At 68.1% G+C, this 26,132-nt stretch carries 23 protein-coding genes and 2 tRNA genes; 12 read left to right on the forward strand and 13 right to left on the reverse strand.

Translation table 11 applies throughout. The annotated features are described in order from the left end of the window. Positions 1-114 precede the first annotated feature (114 nt). Positions 115-190 (reverse strand) — tRNA-His (locus tag IEX71_RS01365). A 77-nt stretch (positions 191-267) separates the two neighbouring features. Continuing rightward, positions 268-885: an oligoribonuclease gene (gene orn / locus IEX71_RS01370; protein WP_268235898.1), complete on the reverse strand. Its 618-nt coding sequence runs from the start codon at positions 883-885 to the stop codon at positions 268-270. A 111-nt stretch (positions 886-996) separates the two neighbouring features. On the opposite strand from orn, the gene IEX71_RS01375 reads away from it, so the two are divergent. Continuing rightward, positions 997-2,169 (forward strand): PrsW family intramembrane metalloprotease, encoded by a 1,173-nt coding sequence (locus tag IEX71_RS01375; protein WP_188835174.1) that lies wholly within the window; start codon positions 997-999, stop codon positions 2,167-2,169. Positions 2,170-2,202: 33 nt separating this feature from the next. Next, entirely contained in the window at positions 2,203-2,874 is a 672-nt protein-coding gene (locus IEX71_RS01380; protein ID WP_188835175.1) for a phosphoribosyltransferase, read from the forward strand. Positions 2,875-2,887: 13 nt separating this feature from the next. Here IEX71_RS01380 and IEX71_RS01385 read toward each other — a convergent pair whose 3' ends face one another. Further along, complete coding sequence (locus tag IEX71_RS01385; RefSeq protein WP_188835176.1) at positions 2,888-3,358, reverse strand: group I intron-associated PD-(D/E)XK endonuclease; 471 nt, start codon at positions 3,356-3,358, stop codon at positions 2,888-2,890. A 69-nt stretch (positions 3,359-3,427) separates the two neighbouring features. On the opposite strand from IEX71_RS01385, the gene IEX71_RS01390 reads away from it, so the two are divergent. From IEX71_RS01390 to ettA, 5 genes are all read left to right on the forward strand, one after another. Continuing rightward, a tRNA-Arg gene (locus tag IEX71_RS01390) sits at positions 3,428-3,501 on the forward strand. Between the two features lie 134 nt (positions 3,502-3,635). Continuing rightward, a complete protein-coding gene (locus IEX71_RS01395) occupies positions 3,636-5,354 on the forward strand; it encodes a GTPase family protein (RefSeq protein WP_229749369.1) in 1,719 nt (572 codons plus the stop codon). Beyond that, on the forward strand, positions 5,351-6,994 hold the full coding sequence (locus IEX71_RS01400; protein ID WP_188835178.1) for a GTPase: 1,644 nt from the start codon (positions 5,351-5,353) through the stop codon (positions 6,992-6,994). Before IEX71_RS01395 ends, IEX71_RS01400 begins: the two co-directional genes overlap by 4 nt. A 144-nt stretch (positions 6,995-7,138) precedes the next feature. Continuing rightward, positions 7,139-7,687 carry a single-stranded DNA-binding protein gene (locus IEX71_RS01405; RefSeq protein ID WP_188835179.1) on the forward strand — a complete coding sequence of 183 codons (549 nt, stop codon included), beginning with the start codon at positions 7,139-7,141 and terminating at the stop codon, positions 7,685-7,687. Between the two features lie 56 nt (positions 7,688-7,743). After that, the gene (ettA, locus tag IEX71_RS01410) at positions 7,744-9,426 is read left to right on the forward strand and encodes an energy-dependent translational throttle protein EttA (protein WP_188835180.1); all 1,683 of its coding nucleotides are present in this window, start codon (positions 7,744-7,746) and stop codon (positions 9,424-9,426) included. Positions 9,427-9,646: 220 nt separating this feature from the next. On the opposite strand, the gene IEX71_RS01415 is transcribed toward ettA, so the two are convergent. After that, positions 9,647-10,042 carry a VOC family protein gene (locus IEX71_RS01415; protein ID WP_188835181.1) on the reverse strand — a complete coding sequence of 132 codons (396 nt, stop codon included), beginning with the start codon at positions 10,040-10,042 and terminating at the stop codon, positions 9,647-9,649. Between the two features lie 205 nt (positions 10,043-10,247). After that, positions 10,248-10,847, reverse strand: coding sequence for a GNAT family N-acetyltransferase (locus IEX71_RS01420; protein ID WP_188835182.1), 600 nt, complete (start codon positions 10,845-10,847; stop codon positions 10,248-10,250). 76 nt (positions 10,848-10,923) lie between these two features. On the opposite strand from IEX71_RS01420, the gene pdxR reads away from it, so the two are divergent. Then, on the forward strand, positions 10,924-12,351 hold the full coding sequence (pdxR, locus tag IEX71_RS01425) for a MocR-like pyridoxine biosynthesis transcription factor PdxR (RefSeq protein WP_188835183.1): 1,428 nt from the start codon (positions 10,924-10,926) through the stop codon (positions 12,349-12,351). Positions 12,352-12,355: 4 nt separating this feature from the next. Here pdxR and IEX71_RS01430 read toward each other — a convergent pair whose 3' ends face one another. The 3 genes from IEX71_RS01430 to IEX71_RS01440 all read right to left on the reverse strand — a co-directional run bounded on the left by IEX71_RS01430 (position 12,356) and on the right by IEX71_RS01440 (position 15,482). Then, positions 12,356-13,444, reverse strand: coding sequence for a YncE family protein (locus IEX71_RS01430; RefSeq protein WP_188835184.1), 1,089 nt, complete (start codon positions 13,442-13,444; stop codon positions 12,356-12,358). A gap of 297 nt (positions 13,445-13,741) precedes the next feature. Continuing rightward, positions 13,742-14,518 (reverse strand): class I SAM-dependent methyltransferase, encoded by a 777-nt coding sequence (locus IEX71_RS01435; protein ID WP_188835185.1) that lies wholly within the window; start codon positions 14,516-14,518, stop codon positions 13,742-13,744. A 7-nt stretch (positions 14,519-14,525) separates the two neighbouring features. Continuing rightward, the gene (locus IEX71_RS01440; RefSeq protein WP_229749370.1) at positions 14,526-15,482 is read right to left on the reverse strand and encodes an acyl-CoA thioesterase; all 957 of its coding nucleotides are present in this window, start codon (positions 15,480-15,482) and stop codon (positions 14,526-14,528) included. Positions 15,483-15,519: 37 nt separating this feature from the next. On the opposite strand from IEX71_RS01440, the gene IEX71_RS01445 reads away from it, so the two are divergent. Together IEX71_RS01445 and IEX71_RS01450 are read left to right on the forward strand one after the other, a co-directional pair. Continuing rightward, on the forward strand, positions 15,520-15,990 hold the full coding sequence (locus tag IEX71_RS01445) for an acyl-CoA thioesterase (RefSeq protein ID WP_188835187.1): 471 nt from the start codon (positions 15,520-15,522) through the stop codon (positions 15,988-15,990). After that, positions 15,987-16,619 (forward strand): DUF8185 domain-containing protein, encoded by a 633-nt coding sequence (locus IEX71_RS01450; protein WP_188835188.1) that lies wholly within the window; start codon positions 15,987-15,989, stop codon positions 16,617-16,619. The genes IEX71_RS01445 and IEX71_RS01450 overlap by 4 nt, the downstream gene beginning before the upstream one ends. A 22-nt stretch (positions 16,620-16,641) precedes the next feature. Here IEX71_RS01450 and IEX71_RS01455 read toward each other — a convergent pair whose 3' ends face one another. Genes IEX71_RS01455 through IEX71_RS01465 form a run of 3 tightly spaced genes read right to left on the reverse strand, consistent with a single transcriptional unit; the run spans position 16,642 to position 19,794 of the window. Continuing rightward, positions 16,642-18,453, reverse strand: a complete 1,812-nt coding sequence (locus IEX71_RS01455) for a glycoside hydrolase family 13 protein (RefSeq protein ID WP_188835189.1) — start codon at positions 18,451-18,453, stop codon at positions 16,642-16,644. A gap of 48 nt (positions 18,454-18,501) precedes the next feature. Continuing rightward, on the reverse strand, positions 18,502-18,876 hold the full coding sequence (locus tag IEX71_RS01460; protein WP_308420944.1) for a globin: 375 nt from the start codon (positions 18,874-18,876) through the stop codon (positions 18,502-18,504). Between the two features lie 12 nt (positions 18,877-18,888). Further along, positions 18,889-19,794 carry a mechanosensitive ion channel family protein gene (locus IEX71_RS01465; protein ID WP_188835190.1) on the reverse strand — a complete coding sequence of 302 codons (906 nt, stop codon included), beginning with the start codon at positions 19,792-19,794 and terminating at the stop codon, positions 18,889-18,891. Positions 19,795-19,853: 59 nt separating this feature from the next. On the opposite strand from IEX71_RS01465, the gene malQ reads away from it, so the two are divergent. Next, entirely contained in the window at positions 19,854-21,977 is a 2,124-nt protein-coding gene (gene malQ / locus IEX71_RS01470; protein WP_188835191.1) for a 4-alpha-glucanotransferase, read from the forward strand. Positions 21,978-21,983: 6 nt separating this feature from the next. On the opposite strand, the gene IEX71_RS01475 is transcribed toward malQ, so the two are convergent. Next, a complete protein-coding gene (locus IEX71_RS01475; RefSeq protein ID WP_188835192.1) occupies positions 21,984-22,577 on the reverse strand; it encodes a TetR/AcrR family transcriptional regulator in 594 nt (197 codons plus the stop codon). A gap of 20 nt (positions 22,578-22,597) precedes the next feature. Here IEX71_RS01475 and IEX71_RS22355 point away from each other — a divergent pair, with 20 nt between their 5' ends. Continuing rightward, on the forward strand, positions 22,598-23,308 hold the full coding sequence (locus tag IEX71_RS22355) for a nitroreductase/quinone reductase family protein (protein WP_229749371.1): 711 nt from the start codon (positions 22,598-22,600) through the stop codon (positions 23,306-23,308). 42 nt (positions 23,309-23,350) lie between these two features. Here the strand turns inward: IEX71_RS22355 and pepN are convergent, their stop codons facing one another. Next, positions 23,351-25,957, reverse strand: coding sequence for an aminopeptidase N (pepN, locus tag IEX71_RS01485; protein ID WP_188835193.1), 2,607 nt, complete (start codon positions 25,955-25,957; stop codon positions 23,351-23,353). Between the last annotated feature and the right edge of the window lie 175 nt (positions 25,958-26,132).

A 26,132-nucleotide genomic window follows, 5' to 3' on the forward strand; every position in this document is an offset into this window, starting at 1 on the left:
TCGTGTGAGGAGTGGCTGGGCGTTTCCCTCGGGAAGTCCGACCGCAGGCTGGGAGCCGTCTGACTCGGAAGACGCAAGAAGCCCCCGGCCTCGACGGGCCGGGGGCTCTGCCAGTGGGGTGAGTGACGGGACTTGAACCCGCGACATTCGCGACCACAACGCGACGCTCTACCAGCTGAGCTACACCCACCATGACTGCTCCCGAACGGAAGCAGCGCGGACCATCGTACCTGCTGCGAAGGGGTGGTCGTTACCAACCCTCGCGAGTCAGCTCTCGGCGGTGAACTTCGCCGCGATCTTCTTGGCGGTGTCGCTGTCCGGGCCGGGCTGCGGGACGAAAACGGCCTCCCGGTAATAGCGCAGTTCTTCGATGGATTCACGGATGTCGGCGAGCGCCCGGTGCCCGCCGTTCTTGGCCGGAGCGTTGAAGTAGGCCCGCGGGTACCACCGGCGGGACAGCTCCTTGATCGACGAGACGTCGATGATCCGGTAGTGCAGGTGTCCTTCCAACCGCGGCATGTCCCGAGCGAGGAAGCCGCGGTCGGTGGCAACGGTGTTGCCGCCGAGCGGCCACTTCGCCTCCTCGGACGCGAACTCCCGCACGTAATCCAGGACCTGCTGCTCGGCTTCTTCCATCGTCACGCCGGAGGCGAGTTCTTCCAGCAGACCGCTCGTGGTGTGCATGGTTCGCACGAACTCGTTCATCTGCTCCAGCGCCGCCTGCGGGGGCTTGATGATGACGTCCACACCTTCGCCGAGCTGGGTCAGCTCGAAGTCGGTGACCAGCGCAGCTACCTCGATCAGCGCATCGTCGGTCAGACTCAATCCAGTCATTTCGCAGTCGATCCAGACGATCCGGTCGGTGCGTGCCTTGTCTTCGCTCACCCGATCACTGTAGGGAAGTCGATTCAAAACAGGCACCTCAGGGATCACAAGCGCGCATCGGTGCGCGAGGTTGCGGGGGTGTGATGCGCCGTGGCGTCATACCCTGCCTGCGTGCTGCCGCCACCACGCCCCGATCGGCGCCCTGCGCTGCGCAGGTGGCTGCTGGTCGCGCTGGTCACCATCGGCTTCGCTTCGGGCGGTCTCAGCATGCTCCTGCTGATCGACGACCAGTCGGGGCTGGTCGCCACTGCGTTCGGAATCGTGCTGTCTTTGGTCGTCGTCGGCATCGTGGTGCCGGTCTTCCTGTGGTTGGACCGCTTCGAGCGCGAGCCGACCGGCATGCTCGTCTTCGCCCTCCTATGGGGCGCGTGCATCGCAACCTTCAGTGCGTCGGTGCTCAACAACCTCGGCTCCATCCTGCTCGATCCGATGCAGTCGCATCACAGTTCGGCCGCGGTGTGGCTCGCGCCGGTGATCGAGGAGTCGATGAAGGGGCTCGGCCCGCTCCTGCTGTTGTTCTTCAAGCGTCGCGAGATCGACGGTGTGCTGGACGGCATGGTGTATGCCGGGCTCGCTGCCGCCGGCTTCGCCGCGGTCGAGGACGTCGTCTATCTGGCGGCCGGTTACGCCAACGCCGGAGACCAAGGTCTCTTCTCGACGTTCCTCGTGCGAGTGGTGATGAGCCCGTTCGCCCATCCGATGTTCACCGTCTGCACCGGCATCGGTATCGGCATTGCGGCGACGAGCCCGCACTGGTGGCAACGGTTGACCGCGCCGCTGACCGGCTGGTGCTGCGCGGTCGCCCTGCACTGCCTGTGGAACATCGGTGCCGTCCTCTCCGACGACGGCTGGCTGCTGTTCTACCTGGTCCTGCAGCTGCCGCTCTTCGTCGCCTTCGTCACGCTGATCGTGCTCGCCCGCCAGCACGAGGCGAAGCTCATCTCCCGTGAATTGGGCACGTATGTCGACGCGGGCTGGCTCTCCGGGCCCGAGGTCGTGATGTTGTCCTCGATCAAAGAGCGCCGCTACGCGCTCGCCTGGGCGGAACGGCACGGCGGCGACGAGGCGGTCGCGGAGATGCGCGAGTTGCAGGACGCCGCGAGCGAGCTGGCGATGGTGCGTGCCCGGCTGGACCGGGGCGACAGCAGTCCACCGGTCGTGCGGTCCGAGCACCAGTTGCTCGAACTCGTCTCGCAGCTGCGCGTGCGTTTCCTCGGGACCGCGCTCTACCGTTATTACGAGGACCGGGAGATCACGGTCCCAAATGCAGTGAATCAGAAATAGGGCAGTTGCCCACACCGCACTAGCGAGGTCGTCATGGCGCTGTGGTCCACGCGAGCACGACGGCCGTATGCCGACCGCGCGGCGGCCGGTGCCGCGCTCGCCGAGCAGTTGAGCAGGTATGCCGCGAGGTCCGACGTAGTGGTGCTGGGGCTGCCGCGGGGCGGCGTACCGGTCGCGGCGGTCGTCGCCGACCGACTCGGTGCCCCATTGGATGTGCTGGTCGTTCGCAAACTCGGGCTCCCACGTCATCCGGAGGTCGCGATGGGCGCGGTCGCCGGCACCGCGGACGGACTCGAAACCGTCCACAACGTAGGGGTGCTCGATCAATCGCACGTGCCGGACGAGGAGTTCGCGCGGGTCCGCGACGAGGAGGTCGCGGAGTTGCGACGGCGGGAGGAGCTCTACCGCGGGTCGCGGTCGCCGGTGCCGTTGCGGGACTGCGTGGTGCTGCTGGTCGACGACGGCCTGGCGACGGGCGCGACGATGCGAGTGGCCGTTCGCGTCATACAACAGCAAGGGGTGGCGCTCTCGGTCGCCGTCGCTCCCGTCGGCCCGCCCGACGTGTGTGCGGCGCTCGCGGAGGAGGTCGATGAGTTGGTCTGCCCGTGGCAGCCGCGGGATTTCGCGGCGGTGGGTGCGGCATACCGCAAATTCGGGCAGACCTCCAACGACGAGGTGCGACGATTGTTGGGCGCGCACTCGTGATCCCGTAGGTCGCTCAGCCAGCGCCCGATGTGGTGTCTGCGGTAGTCAGAGCGACCGGAGGTGCAGCAGTCGTCGGGAACAAGCGAAACCGTGACGTTTCCAGCACTCCTTTCTCCTGAGCGTTCCGGCTCGGCTGCACGCGCAGAGTGACCGACTGGCGGTGATCGGCTGGTCGGATGTAGTAGCACTGGTCAGTCTCGGGGCAGTAGATGCAGACGTAATCGATTTCCGATATATCGACTCGTTTTGTGTGGGTGCCGTGTCGATCCGCCCAGACCGAGCGAAAATTGACTGAGATGGCTCCGGAACGTGACGACCGGTATTTCACCTGGATGCGATGGAACTGACCCGACCCATATGCGACAAGGTCGAACGGCGCGTGTTCGGTGGCCGGGAACAGCACTGTGAACCCGGACGCGACGAGATCGGCATAGGCTTTCGCAGTGCCGAGGTCTCCCTTGTCCTTAGTGTGATGGGCTGCCATGGCAGGACGGTAGTTCTGGCCACTGACAGTCGGCTCCCCGGAACGCAGTCCGGTAATCTGCCAACGTTTGCCCCCGTAGCTCAGTTGGATAGAGCAAGTCACTTCTAATGTCTAGGTCGCAGGTTCGAGTCCTGCCGGGGGTGCGAAACGCCAGCAGCTTGCTGCTGTCCCTGACGTCCGCGCAGGAACTCCTGCGGCAGGTGTGAGTGCTGTTACATCAAGAGATTCACGGAGCGTGCGGCGGGCCAAGTTGAGTCGCGGTCTCCGACCCTGGATCATGTCCCGTGTGTCGGAGGACGTCGAGGGTGCGCGATTGCTGGCCGCGTTGCAGTCTCTGCGACGGGGGGTCGACGCGACGGCATACCCGCTGCAGCTGAGTGATGTCGAGGGAGCACGGCGCGAGCGCGGTGAGCTGCTCGCCCAACTCGACGACTACATCCTTCCGCGAGCTGCGGCACTCGACGCGCCACTGCTCGCCGTCGTCGGGGGATCGACCGGTGCCGGGAAATCGACCCTGGTCAACTCGCTGGTCGGCGAGACCGTCACGAAGAGCGGAGTGCTGCGGCCGACGACCCGTGCGTCGACGCTGATCCACCACCCCGCAGACGCCAAGTGGTTCACCGGCACCCGTGTCCTGCCGGGCCTCGCGCGGCTCACCGGCGACCAGCCCGAGGACGGCGATCCCGGCACGCTGCGACTGGTCGCCGGCAACGTCCCCCAGGGCCTCGCGCTGCTCGATGCGCCGGACATCGACTCGGTCGTGTCGGCCAATCGGGATCTCGCCCGACAGTTGCTGTCCGCGGCCGATCTGTGGATCTTCGTGACCACTGCCATGCGGTATGCCGACGCGGTGCCGTGGGATCTGCTGCAGCAGGCGATCCGGCGCGGCACATCCGTGGCCGTCGTCCTCGACCGCGTCCCGCTGGACGCGATGGAAGAGGTGCGCGCCGACTTCGCGTCGATGCTGATGGAGCAGGGCCTGGGCCAGTCTCCCGTCTTCGCGATCGCCGAATCCGAGCTCGAGCCGGGCGGTCTGCTGCCCGGCGTCGAGGTGGAGCGCATCAACGGCTGGCTCGCATCCCTGGCCGCCGACCAGCACGCGCGCAGCATCGTCATACGGCGCACGCTGCAAGGTGCACTCGACTCGCTCGACGACCGCGCCGCAGCCCTGCAGGCCGCACTGGAGCGGCAGGACGCCGCCCGCGACGAATTGAGCACGGCCGCCCGCGACGGCTATGCCGCCGCACTGGACGGCGTGGCCGAAGGCATGCAGGACGGCACGTTGCTGCGCGGCGAAGTGCTCGCCCGTTGGCAGGAGTTCGTCGGCACCGGTGAGGTGTTCCGGCAGCTCGAGGCAGGCGTCAGCCGACTGCGTGACCGGGTCGGCGCCGCGCTGCGGACGAGGTCACGCCAGCAACCGGCCGACGATCTGGGCGCAGCGCTGCAGACGGGGGTCGCGGCACTCTTGCACGCGCATGGCGAGACCGCGGCGATCACCGTGGCGCGGCAGTGGCGCCATACACCCGGGGGAGCGGAGTTGGTGCAGGCGCACCCCGAATTGTCTTCTGTTTCTGATGGATTCGCGGCGGAGGCGGAGAAGTTGGTCCGGTCCTGGCAGGACGACGTGCTGGCGATGGTGCGCGAGGAGGCCGGCGGCAAACGCACGACCGCGCGCTTCCTCGCCTTCGGGGTCAACGGCATCGCGGTGCTGCTGATGCTCGTCGTGTTCTCCGCGACTGCCGGACTCACCGGCGCGGAGGTCGGCATCGCGGGTGGGTCGGCGATCCTCGCGCAGCGGCTGCTGGAGGCGGTTTTCGGAGACCAAGCCGTCCGCACCTTGGCCAACAAAGCCCGCAGCCGGCTGATGACCCGCACCGAGGAGCTGTATGACGCCGAGCGCACCCGCTTCGAGGACGTGCTCACCGAGACCACCGCGACCGGCGCCTCCGCGCCCACGTTGCGCGCGGCCATCGACCAGGTCCGGGTGGCGCGATGAGCAGGAACGACACGGCGCGGGCCGAGCAGCAGAAGGTCGGCTGGGCCGACGTCACCGCACATGCCGACGCCCTCGGCGATGCACTGCGCACCGGCGGCGAGCAACTTCCCTCCGAGGACGTCGCGCACGCACAACAGGTCCTGCGCAAGATTCCCGCCCGGCAGGGGATCGTCGGCGGTCGGACCGTTGTGGTGCTCGCCGGCGCGACCGGTAGCGGCAAATCGAGCCTCTTCAACGCCCTTGTGGCAGAGCCGGTTTCGCGGATCGGCGCCCGGCGCCCGACCACATCGGTGCCGACCGCGGCGATGTGGGGGAGCGAGCCGAGTGGCGAGTTGCTCGACTGGCTCGGCGTCGGCACCCGGCATCAGGTCCCGCGCAGCGCCCGGCGCGCGGAAACCCTCGACGGGTTGGTGTTGCTGGACCTGCCGGACTTCGACTCTCGGGTCGCGCAACACCGTGCGGAGGCCGATCGGGTGATCGAGCTGGCGGACGTCTTCATCTGGGTCACTGACCCGCAGAAGTATGCCGACGCCGTGCTGCACGACGACTACATCAAGCGGCTGTCCGGCCACAACACTGTGTCGCTCGTGGTGCTCAACCAGATCGACCGACTCGACCGGGCGCAGATCTCCGAGTGCGTCGACGACCTGCACCGGCTGCTCGCCGCGGACGGGTTGGCCGGCGTGCCGATTCTGCCGACGTCGGCGGTGCGCGGGTTCGGTGTCGACGATCTCGCCGGCACGATCGGCTCGGTCGTGGCCGAGCGCAACGCAGCCGAGCAGCGGCTGCTGGCCGACGTGCGCCGCGCTGCCCGGACTTTGAGCGCCGGCGTCGCGCCGACCGAGGTCGACCTGCGCGAGCAGGACGACACCGAACTCACCGACGCGCTCAGTCGGGCGGCCGGGGTCCCGGCCGTCGTCGACGCCGTGCGCCGTGACTACCAACGTCAGGCCGAGCACCATGGCGGCTGGCCGTTCACCCGATGGGTGCACCGGCTCCGCCCGGAGCCGTTGAAGCGCCTGCGGCTGGACGAGGCGCACACGATGAACCGGTCGGGCGCCAAGCTCGCGCTGGGCCGCTCGTCGTTGCCGCCTCCCGGGCCCGCGGCGCGGGCAGCGGTCGACGTGGCCACGCGCAAGCTCGGTCGGCACGCGGCGCAGGGCCTGCCCGCATTGTGGGCGGACGCGGCGCAGGAAGCCGCGACCCCGGGCGACGAGCATCTGCACGACACGTTGGACCAAGCTGTCATCGGCACCGATCTGCACGAGAAGCGTCCGATGTGGTGGTCGGTCGTGTCCGGTTTGCAGTGGCTCTTCGCTGCGGTCGCTCTGGTCGGACTCGTCTGGTTCGGGCTGTTGGTCGCACTCGGTATGGCGAACGTCGACGCCTCGTCGCCGAAGTGGCTCGGCCTGCCGATCCCGTTGCTGATGCTCATCTTCGGGTTGCTCGCCGGCGTGCTGCTCGCGCTGATCTCGCGGTGGGCCGCGGCGCGGGGCGCGCGTCGGCGCGCCGAACGGGTACGTGCGCGGTTGCGGACGTCGATCGCCGCCGTCGGGTCGGAGCAGATCGTCGAGCCCGTCGGGCGGGTCCTCCAAGCGCACCGGGAAACCCGCGAGTCGCTCACCGCGGCGGCCCGCTGACCCCTGATCCACATCCCGGCGTCGCCGTCACCGTCGTCCACAGCTTGGTGGTGCAGGTGTCGCGACGAGTCCGACCCGACGTGAGGCTGGAGGTCCACGGCGACGCATGCGGAGGGCTGCGTCGCATCGACCAAGGGGTTCGACATGAACGAAACACACGTGACCATCCGCGGCAACCTGGTGGCCGAGCCGGACCGGATCTCCAGCGCCAAGGGTGACTTCAGCACGTTCCGGGTCGCGGTCAACGAGTTCTACCGGGACCAGGTCGGCGGCGGCTATGTCGACGGCCGCAGCTCCTTCTACAAGGTGGTGGCGTTCCGAGCCGTCGGCTCCAACGTCCAGCAGTCCCTGAAGAAGGGCATGCCCGTGCTGGTCCACGGCATCCTGCGGATGAGCCAGTGGCAGACCTCCAACGGCGAGACCCGCTCCGCGCCGGAGATCGAGGCCATCAACGTCGGGCCCGACCTGCGCTACGGCATCGCGACCTACCAGAAGGTGCCCGGGCAGAACCAGCGCGGCGGCGGGTCCGAGCAGCCGAGCTGGCGACGTGACGGAAACCCCACGACCGACCCCTGGGGCAATGCATCGGCGGAGGCTGCACCGGAGTCCGCGGTGGCTGACCTGACGGGCGACGCGGCCGAGGAGGAGCCGATGCCGTCGTCGGGTCCGCTCGTCGAGCAGCAGGCGAGCTGACCGTCGCGCCCACCACGATTTCGGTGGCGGGGCCCTGCCCCGATAGCCTGATCCGCATGCCCGAGTTCATCTACACCATGACCAAGGCGCGCAAGGCTGTCGGGGACAAACTGATCCTCGATGACGTCAGCATGTCCTTCTACCCAGGCGCGAAGATCGGCGTCGTGGGGCCCAACGGCGCCGGTAAGTCCACGATCCTGAAGATCATGGCCGGCCTCGACCAACCGTCCAACGGTGAGGCCCGGCTGTCGCCCGGCTACAGCGTCGGCATCCTGCTGCAGGAGCCGCCGCTGAATGACGAGAAGGACGTGCGCGGCAACGTCGAGGAGGGCCTCGGGCAGATCAAGGCAGACCTCGACCGGTTCAACGAGATCTCCGAGGAGATGGCGCAGCCGGACGCAGACTTCGACGCGCTGATGGCCGAGATGGGCAAGCTGCAGGAGAAGATCGACGCTGCCGACGCCTGGGACCTGGATTCCCAGTTGGAGCAGGCGATGGACGCGCTGCAGTGCCCGCCCGGCGACGCCGACGTCACCGTGTTGTCCGGTGGTGAGCGCCGCCGCGTCGCACTCTGCAAGCTGCTGCTGTCCAAGCCGGACCTGCTACTGCTCGACGAGCCGACCAACCACCTCGACGCCGAGTCGGTCAACTGGCTCGAGCAGCATCTGGCGGCGTACCCCGGCGCTGTGCTCGCCGTGACGCACGATCGCTACTTCCTCGACCACGTCGCCGGTTGGATCTGTGAGGTCGACCGCGGCCGGCTCTACCCCTACGAGGGCAACTACTCCACCTACCTGGAGAAGAAGCAGGAGCGCCTGCAGGTCCAGGGTAAGAAGGACGCGAAGCTGGCCAAGCGGCTGCGCTCCGAGCTGGAGTGGGTCCGGTCCAACGCCAAGGCCCGTCAGACCAAGAGCAAGTCGCGGCTGGCGCGTTATGAGGAGATGGCGGCGGAGGCCGAGCGCACCCGCAAACTGGACTTCGAGGAGATCCAGATCCCGCCGGGCCCTCGGCTGGGTGCTCAGGTCATCGAGGTCAAGGACCTCAAGAAGGGCTTCGGCGACCGCGTTCTCATCGACGGGCTCTCCTTCACGCTCCCGCGCAACGGCATCGTCGGCGTCATCGGTCCCAACGGTGTTGGCAAGACCACCTTGTTCAAGACGATCGTCGGCTTCGAGGAGCCGGACGACGGCGTGGTCAAGGTCGGCGAGACCGTCGACATCTCGTATGTCGACCAGGGCCGTGGTGGCATCGACTCGGAGAAGAACGTCTGGGAGGTCGTGTCCGACGGCCTGGACCACATCCAGGTCGGCCAGGTCGAAATCCCTTCTCGTGCCTACGTTTCGCAGTTCGGGTTCAAGGGTCCCGACCAGCAGAAGAAGGCCGGTGTGCTCTCCGGTGGTGAGCGCAACCGCCTCAACCTGGCCCTGACCCTCAAGCAGGGCGGCAACCTGCTGCTGCTCGACGAGCCGACCAACGACCTGGACGTCGAGACGCTGGGTTCGCTGGAGAACGCCCTGCTCGACTTCCCGGGCTGTGCCGTGGTCATCAGCCACGACCGGTGGTTCCTGGACCGGGTCGCCACGCACATCCTGGCTTACGAGGGCACCGACGAGAACCCCGCCAGCTGGTACTGGTTCGAGGGTAACTTCGCGTCATACGAGGACAACAAGGTCGAGCGCCTCGGTGCCGACGCGGCGCGTCCCCACCGCGTGACGCACCGTCGCCTCACCCGCGACTGAGCGCCCGCTTCGACCCTCGCACAGAACGGGCCGGGTCCACCGAGCAACTCGGTGGACCCGGCCCCTTCGGCGCTGTCTCCGGTGCGTCCACCCACCCAACCCGGGCGATCCATTTCGCCGAGAGGACACCGGATGGCCGAGCGGACAGGCAATTCCGGTCATTCGAGGGCCGAATCCACTGTCCCCTCGGCAAACGGCTGTCCTCTCGGCGGGGTTGGGGTCAGGCGTTTTCGCGCGCGGCGAGCTCCTGGTCCGACAGCAGCACGCAGAACTCGTTGCCCTCGGGATCGGCCAGAACGGCCCAGCCGCGATCGGGTTGCCGTCGGTCGTCGACCATGGTGGCGCCGAGACCGAGGATCCGATCGACCTCTTCGTCACGGCTGAGGTCCGTGGACCGCAGACAGAAGTGCACTCGGTTCTTGATCGTCTTCTCTTCCGGCACCTTGAGGAAGAGCAGGAAGGTGTTGTTCGGTCCGATGAGCCCCGCCTCCTCGTCCCCCGGGCGGGACGGGTCGTTCTCCTCGAGGTGATAGTCACCGAGGACCTGGCTCCACCACATCATTTGGGCGTAGGGGTCGGCTGCGTCGAAACAGAAGTTCGCGGCTCGTGAAGTCATACGGGCCATCGTGACGTGGGCGATCGGCATCAGCAACCGAGATTTCGCGGCCGGACCTGCCATTGAGCACGACTCGACCCGTCGAGCGGACAGTTGTTGCTGCGAGATGGCGTGCTCGCGACAACAAGTGACCACTCACGGGCAGGTCAGCCGCGCTCGCCGACAGGTGGAGCTGCCCAGGGACTGCCGAGCGTGGCGCCTCAGCTCACCGATGCCGCAGCCGGTGCTGCAGGTTCGCCTTCACCATCGGCCAGGTGCGCGCGACGATGCTGTACTGCGCGGTGTCACGCACCACGCCATAAGCATCCATCGAGTCGGCACGCAGGATGCCTTCGAGTTCGGCGCCGAGCCGTTCGATCGCGGTCCGCGACTGCAGGTTCATCTTGTGCGTGCGATAACGCACCGCCTCCACGTCCCAGGTCTCGAACGCGTGCGTCATCATCAGGAGTTTGCTCTCGGGGTTGGTGCCGGTGCCGTGGACCGACTCGCGGTTCCAGGTCGAGCCGATCTCCAGTCGCGGGACGGACGGCACGATGTCCATGAATGTCGTCATCCCGATGACGGCGTCGTCCGAAACCCGGATCGTGGTGAACGGCATCATCGTGCCGGCTTCCTGCAGCGCGAGCCGTCGGTCGATCTCGGCAGGCATGCCGTCCGGTTCAGGCACGGAGGTGTACCACCGGTCCCAGAGTTCACCGTCGGACGCGGCCTCGACGAGACCGTCGTGATGGTCGTGCTGCAGGGGCTCGAGACGGACAAGGCGTCCTTCGAGGGTCACCGGGGTGAGCGGGAGGGAAATCGTCATGGGAGCAGGCCATCACATTCCGGAGTAGTAAGATAGACCAGAATCTGCTCTTTCCGCAGGCCAGTATTCTGGCAACATGCCACGTGTTGCGCCACCGACCACCTTGCACCTCCCGAAGCAGGATCTCCGGACCGCGGAGACCGTCGCGGCCCGGTTGGTGCGGATGATCGGCGCCGGTCGCCTCGCTCCCGGGGACCGACTTCCGTCCACGCGGGCCCTGGCACAGGCCTCGGGCGTTCCGAGGTCCCGGATCGTTGCGGCATACGAGTTACTGGGCGCGGGAGGGTTCGTGCGCATCAAGGCGGGATCCGGCGCGGTCGTCGCGGCGGACGCCGCGGCGGCCGAGAGCGCCGCGGGCGCGCCGCGCCGATCCACCGGCACCTCGACGGTGAAGCGGACGGCGGCAGGTGGGCAGCGGCCGCGGTTCAACCTGATGCCCGGTGCACCCGACACGTCCCTGATCGACCGGCGCGACTGGCGGCGTGCCTGGCGGGTCGCGAGTCGTGAGGTGCCGGAGGTCGACAGGTACCGCCCGAACGAGCACCCTGAACTCGTGACTGCCCTGCGGCACCATCTCCGGCAGGTTCGAGGCGTCGTCGCCGACGAGGCAGACATCGTGGTCTTCCCGGGTGTCACCGCCGCGCTCACGGCAGTCCTGGATGCGATGGCGGGCGCGATGCCTCTGACCCGGGCGGCCATGGAGGACCCGGGTTACAGCTGGGCCCGAGCACCGTTGCAGGACAGTGGTGTCGACCTCGAGCTGATCGAGGTCGACGATCAGGGACTGCGCGTCGAGTTGCTGCGACCCACGCATCAACTCGTCTACGTCACGCCGGCACATCAGTATCCGCTCGGTGCCCGGATGCCCGTCGGTCGTCGGCACGATCTGCTGCAGTGGGCGCGGGAACACCAAGCGATCGTGATCGAGGACGACTTCGACGGCGAGTTCCGCCACGACGCCGCACCGCTCGGGCCGTTACGAGCCATGACGGGCGCCGACGAGTCCGTGGTTTACATCGGGACAGCGTCCAAGACGCTGACTCCTCAGCTGCGGCTCGCGTGGGCCGTGCTCCCGCCGCAGCTGAGCGCAGCGGTCCGTGACGCCGCGCGTCGGCGACGCAGCGACTCATGCGGCGTGACCGCCCGCGCGCTGGCGAGTTTCATCGAATCCGGTGCGATGGCAAGGCATTTGGCCCGCACACAGCGGACGTATGCCGCTCGCCGGCGTCGTCTGGTGGCCGCGCTGGAGGAGCAACTGCCGCAGTTGCGGATCAGTGGCGCAGACAGCGGGATGCACCTGGCCGCGCGCTGGAATGACGGACCGGTGGACACCGATGTCGTCGCGGGGCTGGGCCGGCGGGGTCTGATGACGTCCGCGCTGTCGACATACGGGATACGGCACCGACCCAACGGGCTGTTGCTGGGATACGCGCAGTTGCCGGAGACGGCGGCCGCCGCAGCGGTCGGCGAGATCTCCCGCGTGCTCGGGCAGAGCGGCGGTTAGTGGATCACTTCGCGGTGGCGGTCGCCGTCGAATCGACCTGGGGTGCCGGCTCACTGCCGGTCGGAGCGCCCGAAGCCGGCGCCTTCTTGCTGTCGTCGAACACGAGCATGCTGCCGCCGTAGCACGCGACCCAGACCTGATGCGTGACGTCGTCATAAGTGATGCCGATGGGGGAAGCGTCGGTCGGCACCTGCTGGACGACCTTCATGTCGGCAGTGGTGATCTTGCTCGCGGACTTGCCGAAGTAGTTGACGACATACAGCGCCGTGCCGTCCTGCGACATCGTCATGCTGCGTGGTTCCGGTCCCGAAACCACTTCGGCGACAACCTTGTCCGTGGCTGTGTCGATCTTGTAGACGCGGTTGGTGCCGCTCGCGGCCAGGTAGAGCGTCTTGCTGTCCGGTGACAGCACGAGGTGCCGGGGGCGGTTGACGTCCATGATCACGTGGTGCTCGCCGGTCTCCATGTTGACCCGGAAGACCTTGTTGCCGTACATCGCCGCGACGTATGCCGTCTTGTTGTCGGGCATGATCACGATGCCGCGCGGCTGCGCAGCCAGCTTGATCACCTTGGTCTGCTTGGCGGTCGCCCGGTCGATGATGCTGATGGTGAAGTCACACCAGTTGCTGATCACGACCTTCTTCTGGTCGGGGGTGATCGCGACGAATTTCGGCACCGCGCCGACTTCGATCGCCTGGTCCCAAGCCATCGTCCTGGCGTTGAAGCGGTAGACGAAGCCGTTGTCGAAGCCGCTCTTGGGAGAGCACTCATCCTTGGCGAACCCCTTGAATCCGGGGCCACTCATCACATAGTTGGAGACGTAGGCGTACTTGGCGTCCTTGGTCCAGGCTGCCTCCACCGGGCCGCCCTGGGCGACGCCCTTGTGCTTGGTGAAACCGAACTTCGACAGGTCGAGGGAGTCCGGCAGTCGCTTGACGAGCTTGTGGCTGGTGCTGTCGTAGACGGTGATCGAGTGGCTGTAGATCATGTTGTTGGCCAACACCAGGCCGTGCCCGCTCGCGTCGACCGACTTCGGGGTGATGCCGCCGGTGAATCGGTCGATCTGTCGCAACCGGGTGGCCGAGGACGCCATGCGCTGAGTCACCTCAGGCGTCGGCGACTGATGACTCCGTGTGGTCTTCCCGCCGATCGGGTGCACGGTTGTCGCCCGGCCCTCCGCCTGGGCATCACCCGGTCGGAATGTCTCCCACAGTGCGATCACCGAGACTGTGAGCACCATGCACATGCACGCCGCGAGTGCGAATGCGATCCGCCTGCGGCGCACGAATACCTGGTCCTGGCGCCAACGGGTTCGTTCCCCCATTCCACGAGGGTAGGCCGCACGGCCCGCGAACGCGCGGATGTCTCGCCCGGCGAGCCGAAATCGGCCTCAGGCCGCAGGCTTGCGACCCTCCAGCCAGAAGCGCTTGCGGGTGGCGCGGAAGGGTTGCCCGGAGATCGGGCCCCGTTGATGCAGGTGGAGCAACTCGTCGGCATACCGCTCGACGGTGAAGTCCTCGGGCACGTCCCACGGCACGAGTTGCACGTATGCGACGAGCGCCGCGATGTCGGCGAAGACGTAGTGCCCGACCGACTCCGCGCCGTCGACGACGTCGAAGCCGGCATCGGCCAGGCCCGCCCGGAACCGGTCGTAGGTGACTTCGGGCGCGCTGGGTGACATGCCGAACGCGCTTCGTACTTCACCGAGTTCGTCCCCGCCGACCTGCTGGGTGACGAAGACACCACCGGGGGAGAGGATCCGCCATACGTCGGCGGGTTCGTAGGCCTCGTGCCGGTTGAGGACCAAGTCGAAACTGCCGGCCGCGAACGGCAGGTGGCTGCCGTGCTCGTCGGGGTCCGACCCCACCACACCCACGTCGTATGGCGCCAGCCCGCGCCGGGCGACGCCCAGATTGGGCAGCCAGCCCTCCGATGCGACCGTGTGCGCGGGCAGGACGTCGGCGAAGCGGGCCAGGAACTCCCCACCGGCGGTGCCCATGTCGAGCACGCGCGTGGCGGAGGCGAGCGCGGTGCGCCATACAGCGGCCAGATCCCAGGGCTCGCTGCTCTCGGACATCCGGCCGTCGAGCGAGCTGAAGTCCCAGCCCTCGGGCTGGGCCCGCTCCTCGGCGGCCCAGGCGGCCAGCAGCTCTGCGTCGCTGTTCATCGTCCGGTCACTCCTTGACCCGGACCATGCCCTCCTGCGCCACCGAGCAGATCAGTTTGCCGTCCAGCGAGAAGATCTTGCCGAGACCCAGGCCGCGCCCACCGGATGCCGACGGCGACTCCTGCTCGTAGAGCACCCAGTCGTCGATCCGACCCGGGCGGTGGAACCACATGGCGTGGTCCAGGCTCGCCGGACGCAGCCGAGGATCGGCCCAGACCAGGCCATGGCGGCGCAGCACCGACTCCAGCAACGAGTAGTCGGAGGCGTAGGCCAGCACCGCCGCGTGCAGCAACGGGTCGTCCGGCAGCGAGTCGACGGCCTTCATCCAGACGTTCTGGTGTGCGGCGTGCTGGCGCCCGGGCACCAGGTAGATCGCGCCCTCGACGGTGCGCACGTCGAGCGCGCGACGCTTCCAATGCTCGACCGCCGGGTGGTCGATGCCTTCGAGTTCCTCGGCGGTCGTGCGCACCCGATCCGGGTCGGGTACCGAGGGCATCGCCGCCTGGTGGTCCAGCCCTTCGGCCGGCTCCTGGAAGGAGAGTGTCGCCGACAGCAGCGTCTTGCCGTACTGCATCGCGTAGACGCGTCGGACCGAGAAGGAATTGCCGTCGCGCAGGTTCTCCACCCCGAACTCGATCGGGTGCGTCGAGTCGCCAGGCCGGATGAAGTAGGCGTGCAGCGAGTGGATGGGGCGGGTGGTGAACCCTGCATCGGCCACGGTCCGGCCGGCCGCGATGACGCTCTGCGCCAGCACCTGGCCGCCGAAGGCGCGCCCGTGGGGCGTCACCTGGCTGCGTCCGGAGAAGAGTTGCAACGAGCGCTCGCTCAGGTCCATCTCGGGCGCGCCGTCCGGGGCGGTGATGACCGAGTTGGAACGCGCTTCGCCCACCGACCGCAGGTCGAGGGCGTCGAGCAGGTCCTCGACGGGCGGCAGCTGAGGGGTCGTGGTGTCGTCGGAGGTCACCGGGGGAGCGTATCGATCCACCTGGGACGATGTCGGCATGGCTGCCCGTCCTCGCCCCTATTACGTCGATGTCCCACTTCGCTGGTCCGACATGGACGCGCTCGGTCACGTCAACAACGTGCAGTTCCTCCGGCTGCTGGAGGAAGCGCGCGTGATCGCCTTCGCGCAGTGGTTCTCCGGCGTCGAGACGGGTCCCGACGGCCGTCCGCCGCTGCTGATCGCACGCGCCGAGGTCGAATACCTGCGCCAGTTGCACTGGCGTAAGGAGCCGATCGTGGTCGCGGTGTGGGTGTCCCAGCTGGCGGGTGCGTCGTTCGACACCAGTTACGAGGTGCGCTCCTCACGGGAAGACGATGCCGACGTCTACGCCGTCGGTGAGACGACCCAGGTGGTCTTCGACATGGAGACCCAACGCCCGGTGCGCATCGCCGACGAGCATCGCCCGTTGCTGCAGGCGCACGCGGGCCCGCCGGTGCAGATGCGGCGCCGCCCGAAGGGGCGAGCGTGATCCTGCGGCTGGCGGACGCGGAGAGCCGTGCGGATCTGGTCACGTATGTCGGCCGTGCACGCCAGCTCGACGACAGCGGTGCGATGCGGCTGCAGGCGATGGGCGGCGTGCTCGCGGCCTGGGTCGGCGTGCTGTCCGGCCAGGGGCTGACGCGCGCCGGCACAACCCTCGGATTGCGGGCACTGCCGCTGGCGGAGCCCGCTCAGCTCGACGTGGTCGTCCCACTCGCCGGACTGTCCGATCGGTTCGCGCGCGAGCCGCAGGGCACCGAGCTGCCGGTGCCGCCGACAGAGGTACGGGCCGACTGGGCAGCGGTGTCACCGCCGCAAGGGGGCTGGCAGCGGGTCGGCGAAATTCCCGTCCAGGCGCTGAATGACGTTGCGGCCCAAGGGATCGCCGAGATCGCGGCAGGTGCGCCGGAGGGGTCCGGTGCGCATGCGGTTGACGCGTTGCGGCGGGCGGTCTGGTCGCGGCCGATGCCCACCGCGGGTGACGTGGAGGGTATGCCGGCAGCGGTCGCCTTCGCGTCATACGCGCTGGGTTTCGCGGTCGGCCCCACTGCCCAGGTGTATGCCGCCGGCCACTGGCATCGCGTCACCACGCCTGCCGGGCACGTGCTCGTCCGCTAGGTCTCGATAGGCTCCTTCGTCGCTACTCGACCGGCATGGCCAGCCACACCGCGGTGTCGGTGTGGACCTCGAGACGCTCATCTCGATACGCCGCTCGTTCCTCGCCGGCTACTCGATACGACGCGTCCCTGACTCGCCTTCGTGACGCTCGCTCGTCCCTCACGAGCTCCTCAGGACGAGCTCGGCCACCCAATGTTGGGGAGCTGGTCACGAGAACCTCACTGCTGGAAGGCAATTCGACCGGGTCCAGACCGAGGTTGAGGATCACCCGCACCGTGGAGGCACCGCTGGTGACGTCGTAGGCGACGACATCCGCACCGAGGTCGACCTGGGTCGCGGAGCCCTCACCGAGCCGCAACTCCCGGCGCAACCGCAGCAGCGTGCGGTAGAGCTCCAGTGTGGACCCCGACACGCCGTCCTGCTGGTCGACAGCTAGGGCGCCATACGACTCCGGTTGCGGTAGCCACGGGTGACCGCCCGGTCCGAATCCGTAGGAAGTGGAGTCCTTCTCCCAGGGCATCGGGATGCGGCAACCGTCGCGCCCGGCTTCCCGGTGGCCGGTGCGCTGGTAGGTCGGGTCCTGGCGCACCTCGTCGGGCAGGGTCGTGTGCTCGGGGAGGCCAAGCTCCTCGCCGTAGTAGACGTAGGCGCCGCCGGGCAGTGCGAGCATCAGTGTCGTGGCAGCTCGAGCACGTCGCAGCCCGCGCTCGGCGTCCGGTTGCGGATCGGTCGCGAAGATCCCGTTGGGGCGGGGCTGGCCGACCGGCAGCGCCAGCCGGGTCGCGTGCCGCACGACGTCGTGGTTGGACAGCACCCAGGTTGTGGGCGCGCCGACCTGGTCGTTCGCCCGGTAGGACCGCGCGATGGCCTCGGTGAGGTCGGCCGCTCGCCACGGGGTGATCAGGAAGTCGAAGTTGAAAGCCTGCTGGAACTCGTCCGGGCGCACGTAGTGGGCGAGGCGCTCCGGCGGCTCGACCCAGGCCTCCGCGCACATCGCGCGTTCGCCGGGGTAGGAGTCCAGCACCTTACGCCAGCCGCGGTAGATCTCGTGGACACCGTCCTGGTCCCACATCGGTGGAGGTGTGTGGTCCTCGGTCATGTCGAGCATGTTCATCGGCCCGTCCCAGTCCGGTAGCCCCGGAGCCTTCACCAGGCCGTGCGCGACATCGACCCGGTAACCGTCGACGCCGCGGTCCAGCCAGAAGCGCAGGATGTCCTCGAATTCGCTTCGTACGACGGGGTTTTCCCAATTGAGGTCGGGCTGCTTGCGGTCGAAGAGGTGCAGATACCACTGACCGGGTGCGCCGTCGGACCCGGTGATGCGGGTCCACGCGTCACCGCCGAAGACGCTCTGCCAGTCGTTCGGCGGCTGCTCACCGGCCGCGCCGCGACCGTCCCGGAAGACGTACCGCTCGCGTTCCGGGGAGCCCGGCGCCGCGGCCAGCGCGGCCCGGAACCACGCGTGCTCGTCGGAGGTGTGGTTCGGCACGAGATCGACAATGACCCGCAGCTCGTTGTCGTGTGCGACACGCACCAGTTCGTCGGCGTCGGCGAGGGTGCCGAAGAGAGGGTCGATGTTGCGGTAGTCCGCGACGTCATACCCGGCGTCCGCCTGCGGCGAGGTGTAGAAGGGCGACAGCCAGACCGCGTCCACCCCGAGCGCCCGTAGGTAGGGCAATCGAGCGGTGATCCCCGGCAGGTCGCCGACGCCGTTGCCGTCGGCATCGGCCCAGGAACGCGGGTAGATCTGGTAGATCACTGCGCTGCGCCACCACTCGCCGTCTGGGTGGGCGGCGTGTACGAGGTGCTGGGAAGGCGTGGTCGGAACGGTCACCCGGTCAAGTGTGACGACCGATGGCCGATCTCGAAAATCGAGCCGAGGTCACTCGTCCCAGCTGTTGACCATCGAATACGCGGCGCGGGTGAGGTAGTCGCGCAGCATGGCGTCGTGGGTGGCGTCGAGCTCGAGCGTGTCGACGGCGTTCAGCATGTGCAGCAACCAGCGGTCGCGCTGGGCGGGGGTGACGGCATACGGGACGTGCCGCATCCGCAGCCGTGGGTGGCCGCGCTGCTCGCTGTAGGTCGTCGGGCCGCCCCAGTACTGCTCGAGGAACATCCGCAGCCGGTCCTCGGCGGGACCGAGATCGTCCTCGGGGTAGATCGCCTTGAGCGGCTCGTCCTTGGCCACGCCGAGGTAGAACTCGTGCACCAGCTTCCGAAACGTCTCGTGCCCGCCGACCTCGTCGTAAAAACTCACGTCCAGATCCTCTCAGGTGCCGATCGAGGGCCCGTATGGCGGCAGGTGCGGCCCACGCACGCCGGCCTCGTCGAGGGCCATCTTGGCGCGCTCACGGATCTCCCGGGCGACGCCGTACTGCTCGTTCGGCACGCAGGTGGCGATGATGCGCAGCGTGACCGACCCGCTGCTCATCTCCTGCACACCGGCGACCATCGGCTCCTCCAGCAGCCGCTCCTTCCAGGGGGACTCATCGTCCACCTCGGCGGCGACCCGACGCAGGACCTGCAGCGCCTTCTCGACCGACTGGTCGACGCCGATCGGTATGTCGACGAAGGTCGTGGCGTAGCCCTGTGACTTGTTGCCGATGCGCAGGATCTCGCCGTTGCGGATGTACCAGACCACACCCTCGAAGTCGCGGATGCGGGTGACCCGCAGCGTCACCTCCTCGACGGTGCCGATGGTTCCGCCGGTGTCGACGACGTCACCGACGCCGTACTGGTCCTCCATGATCATGAAGATGCCGGACAGGAAGTCCTTGACCAGGCTCTGCGCACCGAAACCGAGTGCGACGCCACCGACCCCGGCGGAGGCCAGCAGGGGCGCGAGCGGCACGCCGAGCCGCGCCATCACGGTGAGCGCGGCGACGCCGAAGATGATGATCGTCGCCACCGAACGCAGCACCGAACCCATCGTGGCGGCGCGCTGCTTGCGGCGCTGGTTGTCGAGGCCGGCGGCCTGACGCAGCATCCGGCCCGTGCGGCCGGTGCGCTCCGGCCGCGACCGGTTCTCCATGGCGCGGACCGCGCGGTCGATCGCCCGGACGACGATCCAGCGCAGCGCGATCGCCCCGACGATGATGCACAGGATCATCAGCGGAGCGCCCACAGCCCACTCGAGGGTCGATTGCTTGTCGGCGGCAGCAAATCGGAACGGCATGGCCCCACATTGGGGCCAGCCGTCACAGCTTGGCAAATCCCCTCTGACAGACTGCTCCCATGCCCGAAGCCCCCTCCGAAGCACTCGCTCGTCTCGCCCGCGCTCACGGCGTCGCGACCGAATACTGGGACTGGCGTGGCAACCACGTCACCGTCGCAACCGACACCATTCGCGCGGTGCTCGCAGCACTCGACATCGACGCGGCCGATGGTGCCGCGACCGAACAAGCCCTCGCCGACAAGGATCTCGAGGCCTGGCGCCGGGTCCTGCCACCCGTCATCGTCATGCGGGAGAGTTGGACGCCTTGGGTGCCGGTGCACGTGCCCGAAGGTGACGCCGTCGAGGCGCGAATCACCTTGGAAGACGGCACTATCCGCGAGCTCCAAGCGATGGAGCCGGGTGAGACGCGGGAGATCGACGGGCTGCCGACCAGTGAGGTCACCGTCGAGTTGCCCGGCGATCTGCCACTCGGCTACCACCAGTTGCAGATCACGTATGGCGCAGGGCGCGACACACAGGCGACGGTCATCGTCACCCCGGAGCGGTTGGAGTTGCCCGCAGCCCTCGCGCATGACCGCGCGTGGGGACTGACCACGCAGCTGTATTCCGTTCGCTCCGAACGTTCTTGGGGTCTCGGCGATGTCGCTGACCTGGCCGAGCTCGGCACCTGGGCGGTCCGCCAGGGTGCCGACTTCGTGCTGATCAACCCGGTACACGCCGCCGAACCCGTCTCGCCGATGGAGCCGTCGCCATACCTGCCGACGAGCAGGCGCTTCGTCAATCCGCTCTACATCCGCGTCGAGGAGGTCCCCGAGCTGGGCTACTTGTCGGCCGCGCAGCACCAGCTGGTCGAGTGGCACAGCGACGACGCGCGCCGGCTCAACAAGCTGGATCACCTGGACCGGGACGGCAGTTGGCAGTCCAAGCAGGCCGCGTTGCGGATGATCTTCCGGACCGAGAGCACCCACCGTCGGCGGCGTGACCTGGAGAGCTTCATCGAGCGCGAGGGACAGCCGCTGGTCGACTTCGCCACTTGGTGCGCCATCACTGCCGAGCGGGGGACCGAGTGGCCGGACTGGCCCGCCAAGCTCCAGGACCCGCGCAGTGACGCGGTCGCGGCGGAGCGGCAGCGGTTGGCGGAGGACGTCGACTTCTACTGCTGGATGCAGTGGGTCGTGCAGTCGCAGTTCCTCGACGCACAACGCGAACTGCGTTCTGCCGGAATGTCACTCGGCGTCATCCAGGATCTTGCCGTCGGCGTGCACCCGCGCGGCGCAGACGCCTGGGCGCTGGGCGACGTGCTCGCCCAAGGGATGTCGGTGGGCGCGCCGCCGGACGACTACAACCAGCTCGGACAGAGCTGGAGCCAGCCGCCGTGGCGACCGGACCGGCTCGCCGAGAGCGGTTACCAGGCCTACCGTGACCTGCTGCGCACGAGCCTGCGGATGTCGGGCGGCCTGCGGGTCGACCACATTCTCGGCCTGTTCCGCCTGTGGTGGGTGCCGGAGGGCAAGAAACCACTCGAGGGCACCTACGTGCGCTACGACCACGAGGCGATGGTCGGCATCTTGGCGTTGGAGGCGCACCGGGCAGACGCAGTGGTGATCGGCGAGGACCTCGGCACCACGGAGGACTGGGTGCGTGACTACCTGGCCGACCGTGGGGTTCTCGGTACCTCAGTGCTGTGGTTCGAGCGCACGGATGACGGTGGGCCGCGTCCGCCCGAGGCCTATCGGACCCTGGCATTGGCCAGCGTCACCACGCACGACCTGCCGCCCACTGCCGGTTACCTGCAGGGCGAGCACATCACCGTCCGCGGCGAGCTCGGACTGCTGACCCGGCCCCTCGCCGAGGAGCAGAAGATCGACGCCGAGCAGCGGGAAGCGGTGCTGGCCGAGTTGCGCTCACGGGGACTGTTGCGTCCGGGTACCTCGGTCGACGACCAGGTCGACGCGCTGCACAAGTTCCTCACCTGGTCACCCAGCAAATTGCTCGGAGTGTCGGTCAACGACCTCGCCGGCGACGTGCGCACCATCAATCAGCCCGGCACCGACGAGGAATATCCCAACTGGCGGTTGCCGATGAGCGGACCCGACCGGAAGCCGACCACCCTGGACGACCTGATGGTCTCCCGGCGCGCAAAACGCTTGATCCGCGCGGTGACTCGCCGTGGCGACAGCTGACAGCGGTCAGTCGGGCAGCACTCTGCCCAGGTAGACGTCCAGCAGCGCGCCCAACCGGCTCGGGTCCGGCCGCCTGCCACGACTGACCGCGTCGAGGGTGAGCCCGTCCGTCAGCGCGAGCAGGAGCTGCGCTTCCCGGTGCAGATCGGCCCTCGACGGTCGGGTTCCGGTGTGTTCTGCGGCAAGCGCGAAGGCGTCGGCCAGCTGGGTGGTGATGTGCTCGAGCGTGCCGCGCTGCACCTCGGCCAGCTCTTCCGATGTCGCAGCACGCGCGGCGAATGCGACATACACCTTCGCCTCCCGCGTCCTGGTGGCGTCCAGGGGGAGTAGCTCGCGGAGTATGGCGGACAGGTTCTGGCGCACCTCGGCGCCGAGTTCGACTGCGGCCACTCGCATTTCGGTGGTCTCGACCACATGGCGGAAGGCCGCCATCAGCATGTCCTCCTTGCTGCGGAAGTGATGCTGCACCGCGCCGATGGACACTCCGGCGGCGCGGGCGACCTCGCGCACGGTGACCGCGTCGAGGCCGTCCGTCGCGATGATCGAGCACATGGTCTCCACCAGTCGGGTAGCAGGTGTCGCTCTTGACGTCTCGGACATGAGGGCTACCATACAGACGTATGGACCAATACAAGCGTATGGCATGGCGGATCGGGGCGATGGGGATCGCATCCGCGGTCCTGCTCGCCATCCAGGTCGCGCAGGTCGCACTCGGCTGGAACGGAGCGACCACGGCGTGGGTGTATGCCGTGGTGCTGCCGCTGAACATCGTTCTGACACTGACGTTTCCGAGCGGCAAGGCAACCGTGGTGCGCTTCGTGCAGCGGTGGGTCGTCAACCCGCCGGTGCGGTTACTGCTGCACCTGGGGGCGATGCCGATGGGCTACGCGCTGCTGGAGACACGCGGCCGCAGGACGGGCAAACCGCGGCGCACCCCGGTCGGCAACGGCCGGCAGGGGGAGGTCTTCTGGATCGTCGCCGAGCACGGTCGGCGGGCGGGCTACGTGCGCAACATCGCGAGCGACCCCAGGGTACGGATCCGGATGCGGCTCGGTCTGCGCTTCCGTTGGGTCGAAGGCATCGCGTCGATCCGCCCCGATCTCGACCCGATCGCGGTGCAGCGACGGCTCGCCGCGTGGCACCCGCTGCGCGCTCTCAACGCGGTGCAGGTGCAAGTGCTGGGCAGCGAATTGCTCGTGGTGCGAGTCGAACTCGACCGGCCCGTCGTTGTCCGTCGGGGTGTGTGCCAGGCAAGGCCAACGCACCGTGACGACAAGCCGACGCCCGCGCAGCGACGACCAGATCAGGCGGTGGCACGAGCGAACTCGTGAGCTGTGCCACCACCCGATCTGCGAGGAGCGGAGAGCAAAGACTCAGCCGTCGTGAGACTGGGCGGTGAGGGCCACCCGGACGATGTCGCGGTTCTCGGCGACCAGCCGGACCAGTCCGGCCGGGGCGTCCTGGTTGTCCGCGAGCCACTGCTCGGTCGCGTCGATCAGCTCCTGGCTGGACAGCGCGATCGGGTAGAGCACGGTGACATAGTTGGACGCCATCGCGTAGGTGCGCGCGTCCCAGACCTCACGCAGCGCCGCGTGATAGCGCTCGACATACGGCTCGAGGAGTGTGGTGTCGTGCACGCGGCCGAAGCCGAGAGCGACTGCCCGTGCGGTCTCGTTGGGCAACGTGTCGGTCTCGACCAGCTCGTGCCAGGCCTTCGCCTTGGCCTCCGCGGTCGGGTATGCCGCACGGGCGCCGGCGGCACGCGCGATGCCGGTCGCGGTGTTGTCGGCAGCCAGCTGCGCGTCGACCTCCGCGTCGGTGGCGGCGCCGGCGGCAGCCAGCGAGGTCAGCAGGGTCCACTTCATGTCGGTGTCCAACCGCAGGCCCTCGAGAACCTCGGTCCCCTCGAGCAGGCCACGAACGTGGGCGACATCGGCGTCGTGGCGCGCGAGGCGGGCGAACGCCTGCGTCAGCTGCAACTGCGCGTCGCTGCCCGGCTCGGCGCCGGACATCAGCTTGCGGAAGCCTGTTGCGATCTCGTCCGCGGCCTCTGCGCGGTGCTCGGGGCGCAGGAACGATGTGGTGTGCCCGAAAGCACCGGACGTCAGGAACGCGGTCGTCGCACCGGTGACCTGCGTGATCATCGTCTGCCGGAGCGTGGAGTCGGTCTCGGTGGCCAGCGCGTCGACGCCGTAGCGGATGTACTGCCGCGGCGGCAGTTCACCGTCTCGGGTCATGTCCCACAACGCGCCGAAGATGACGGCGCGCGCCAGCGAGTCGGTGATGGCCGTCGGGTTGGCCAGCGCGGTCTCCAGCGAGTGCGGGTCGAGGCGTACCTTCGCGTAGGTGAGGTCCTGGTCGTTGACCAGCAGCAGGTCGGGCATCGGCTTGCCGACCAGCTTCGCGACGTCGGTCAGCTCGCCGTCGACGTCGACCTCCACCGACTCCTGGGCGGTCAGGGCCCCGTCGGCGAGGGTGTAGCTGCCGATCGCCAGTCGGTGCGGGCGCAGCGTCGGGTAACCCTCCGGTGCGGTCTGCTGGACCTGCAGTCTGGTGATGATGCCGGCGTCGTCGACCTCGACGATCGGGCGCAGGATGTTGGCGCCGGAGGTCTTCAGCCACAGCTCACGCCACGTCGACAGGTCGCGGCCCGAGGTCGCCTCGAGCTCGCCCAGCAGGTCGTCGAAGGTGGTGTTGCCCCACTTGAACTTCGCGAAGTACGAACGCAATCCGGAAACGAAGGGCTCGACACCGACATACGCGACCAGCTGCTTGAGGACGGACGCGCCCTTGGCGTAGGTGATGCCGTCGAAGTTGGCCTCGACGTCCTCCAGGTGGCGCATGTTGGCGTAGACCGGGTGCGTGGACGACAGCTGGTCCTGCTTGTAGGCCCAGGTCTTCTCGGAGCTGGAGAAGGTGGTCCAGGCGGTGTCCCACTCGGTCACCTCGGCCTGGCACCAGGTGGAGGCCCACTCGGCGAAGGACTCGTTGAGCCACAGGTCGTCCCACCACTGCATCGTGACCAGGTCGCCGAACCACATGTGGGCGAGCTCGTGCAGCACGGTCAGCGCGCGCCGCTCGATCAGCGCGTCCGACACCTGGGTGCGGAAGACGTAGGTCTCGGTGATGGTGACGCAACCGGCGTTCTCCATCGCGCCGGCGTTGTACTCCGGCGTGAAGATCTGGTCGTACTTCGCGAACGGGTAGGGCTCACCGAACTGCTCCTCGAAGAACGCGAAACCCTTCTTGGTGACCGCGAAGAGGTTGTCGGCGTCCAGGTGCTCGCGCAAGGACTTGCGGCAGTAGACCGCGAGCGGCACGGTGCGGCCGGTCGCCTGCACCTCGTCGCGGACGACGTCGTACGGGCCGGCCACGAGTGCCGTCACGTATGACGACAGGCGCGGCGTCGGCTCGAAGCGCCAGGTGGCGGCGGGCTCGGCCTCGCCGCTCGGCCCGGTGTAGGTCTGCGCGGCGGCCTCCGGCTCGGGGGTCGGCTGGTTGGAGATCAGCTGCCAGCGCGCCGGCGCGGTGACGGTGAAGGCGAAGGTGGCCTTCAGGCTCGGCTGCTCGAAGACGGCGAAGACGCGCCTGCTGTCGGCGACCTCGAACTGCGTGTAGAGGTAGACCTCGTTGTCGGTGGGATCGACGAAACGATGCAGCCCCTCGCCGGTGTTCATGTAGGCGCCGGTGGCCACGACGGTGAGGTCGTTGGCCTCCGCCAGCTCGGGGAGGCTGATCCGCGCACCGTCGAAAGCCGTTGCGGGGTCGATGGTTTCGCCATTCAGCGTGATCGACTCGACGGACGGGCCGAGGAAGTCGATGAACGTCGGCTGGGTGTCGGTCGCGGTGAACCGCACGCGGGATGTGGTGCGGAACGTCTCGGGACCGGTGGTGAGGTCCAGTACGACGTCATACGACTCGACGGCGAGTGAGGACGCGCGACGCTGCGCTTCCTCACGAGTGAGGTTGGTGTTGGGCACTACGAAAGCTCCGTCATCAAGGATGGGGAAGTTGATCAGGACAAGAAACAGGAGGCGTGAACTGAGTTGTGCTGCTGGGCGGCTTGCTGCCCAGCAGCACAACGCAGGATATGCCTCATGGGATGTGCGTCATCCTCGCACGACGGTCGGCGCGCCGACGCTCGAAGTGGTTCTG

The organism is Flexivirga endophytica (assembly GCF_014640635.1).
Lineage (GTDB): Bacteria > Actinomycetota > Actinomycetes > Actinomycetales > Dermatophilaceae > Flexivirga > Flexivirga endophytica.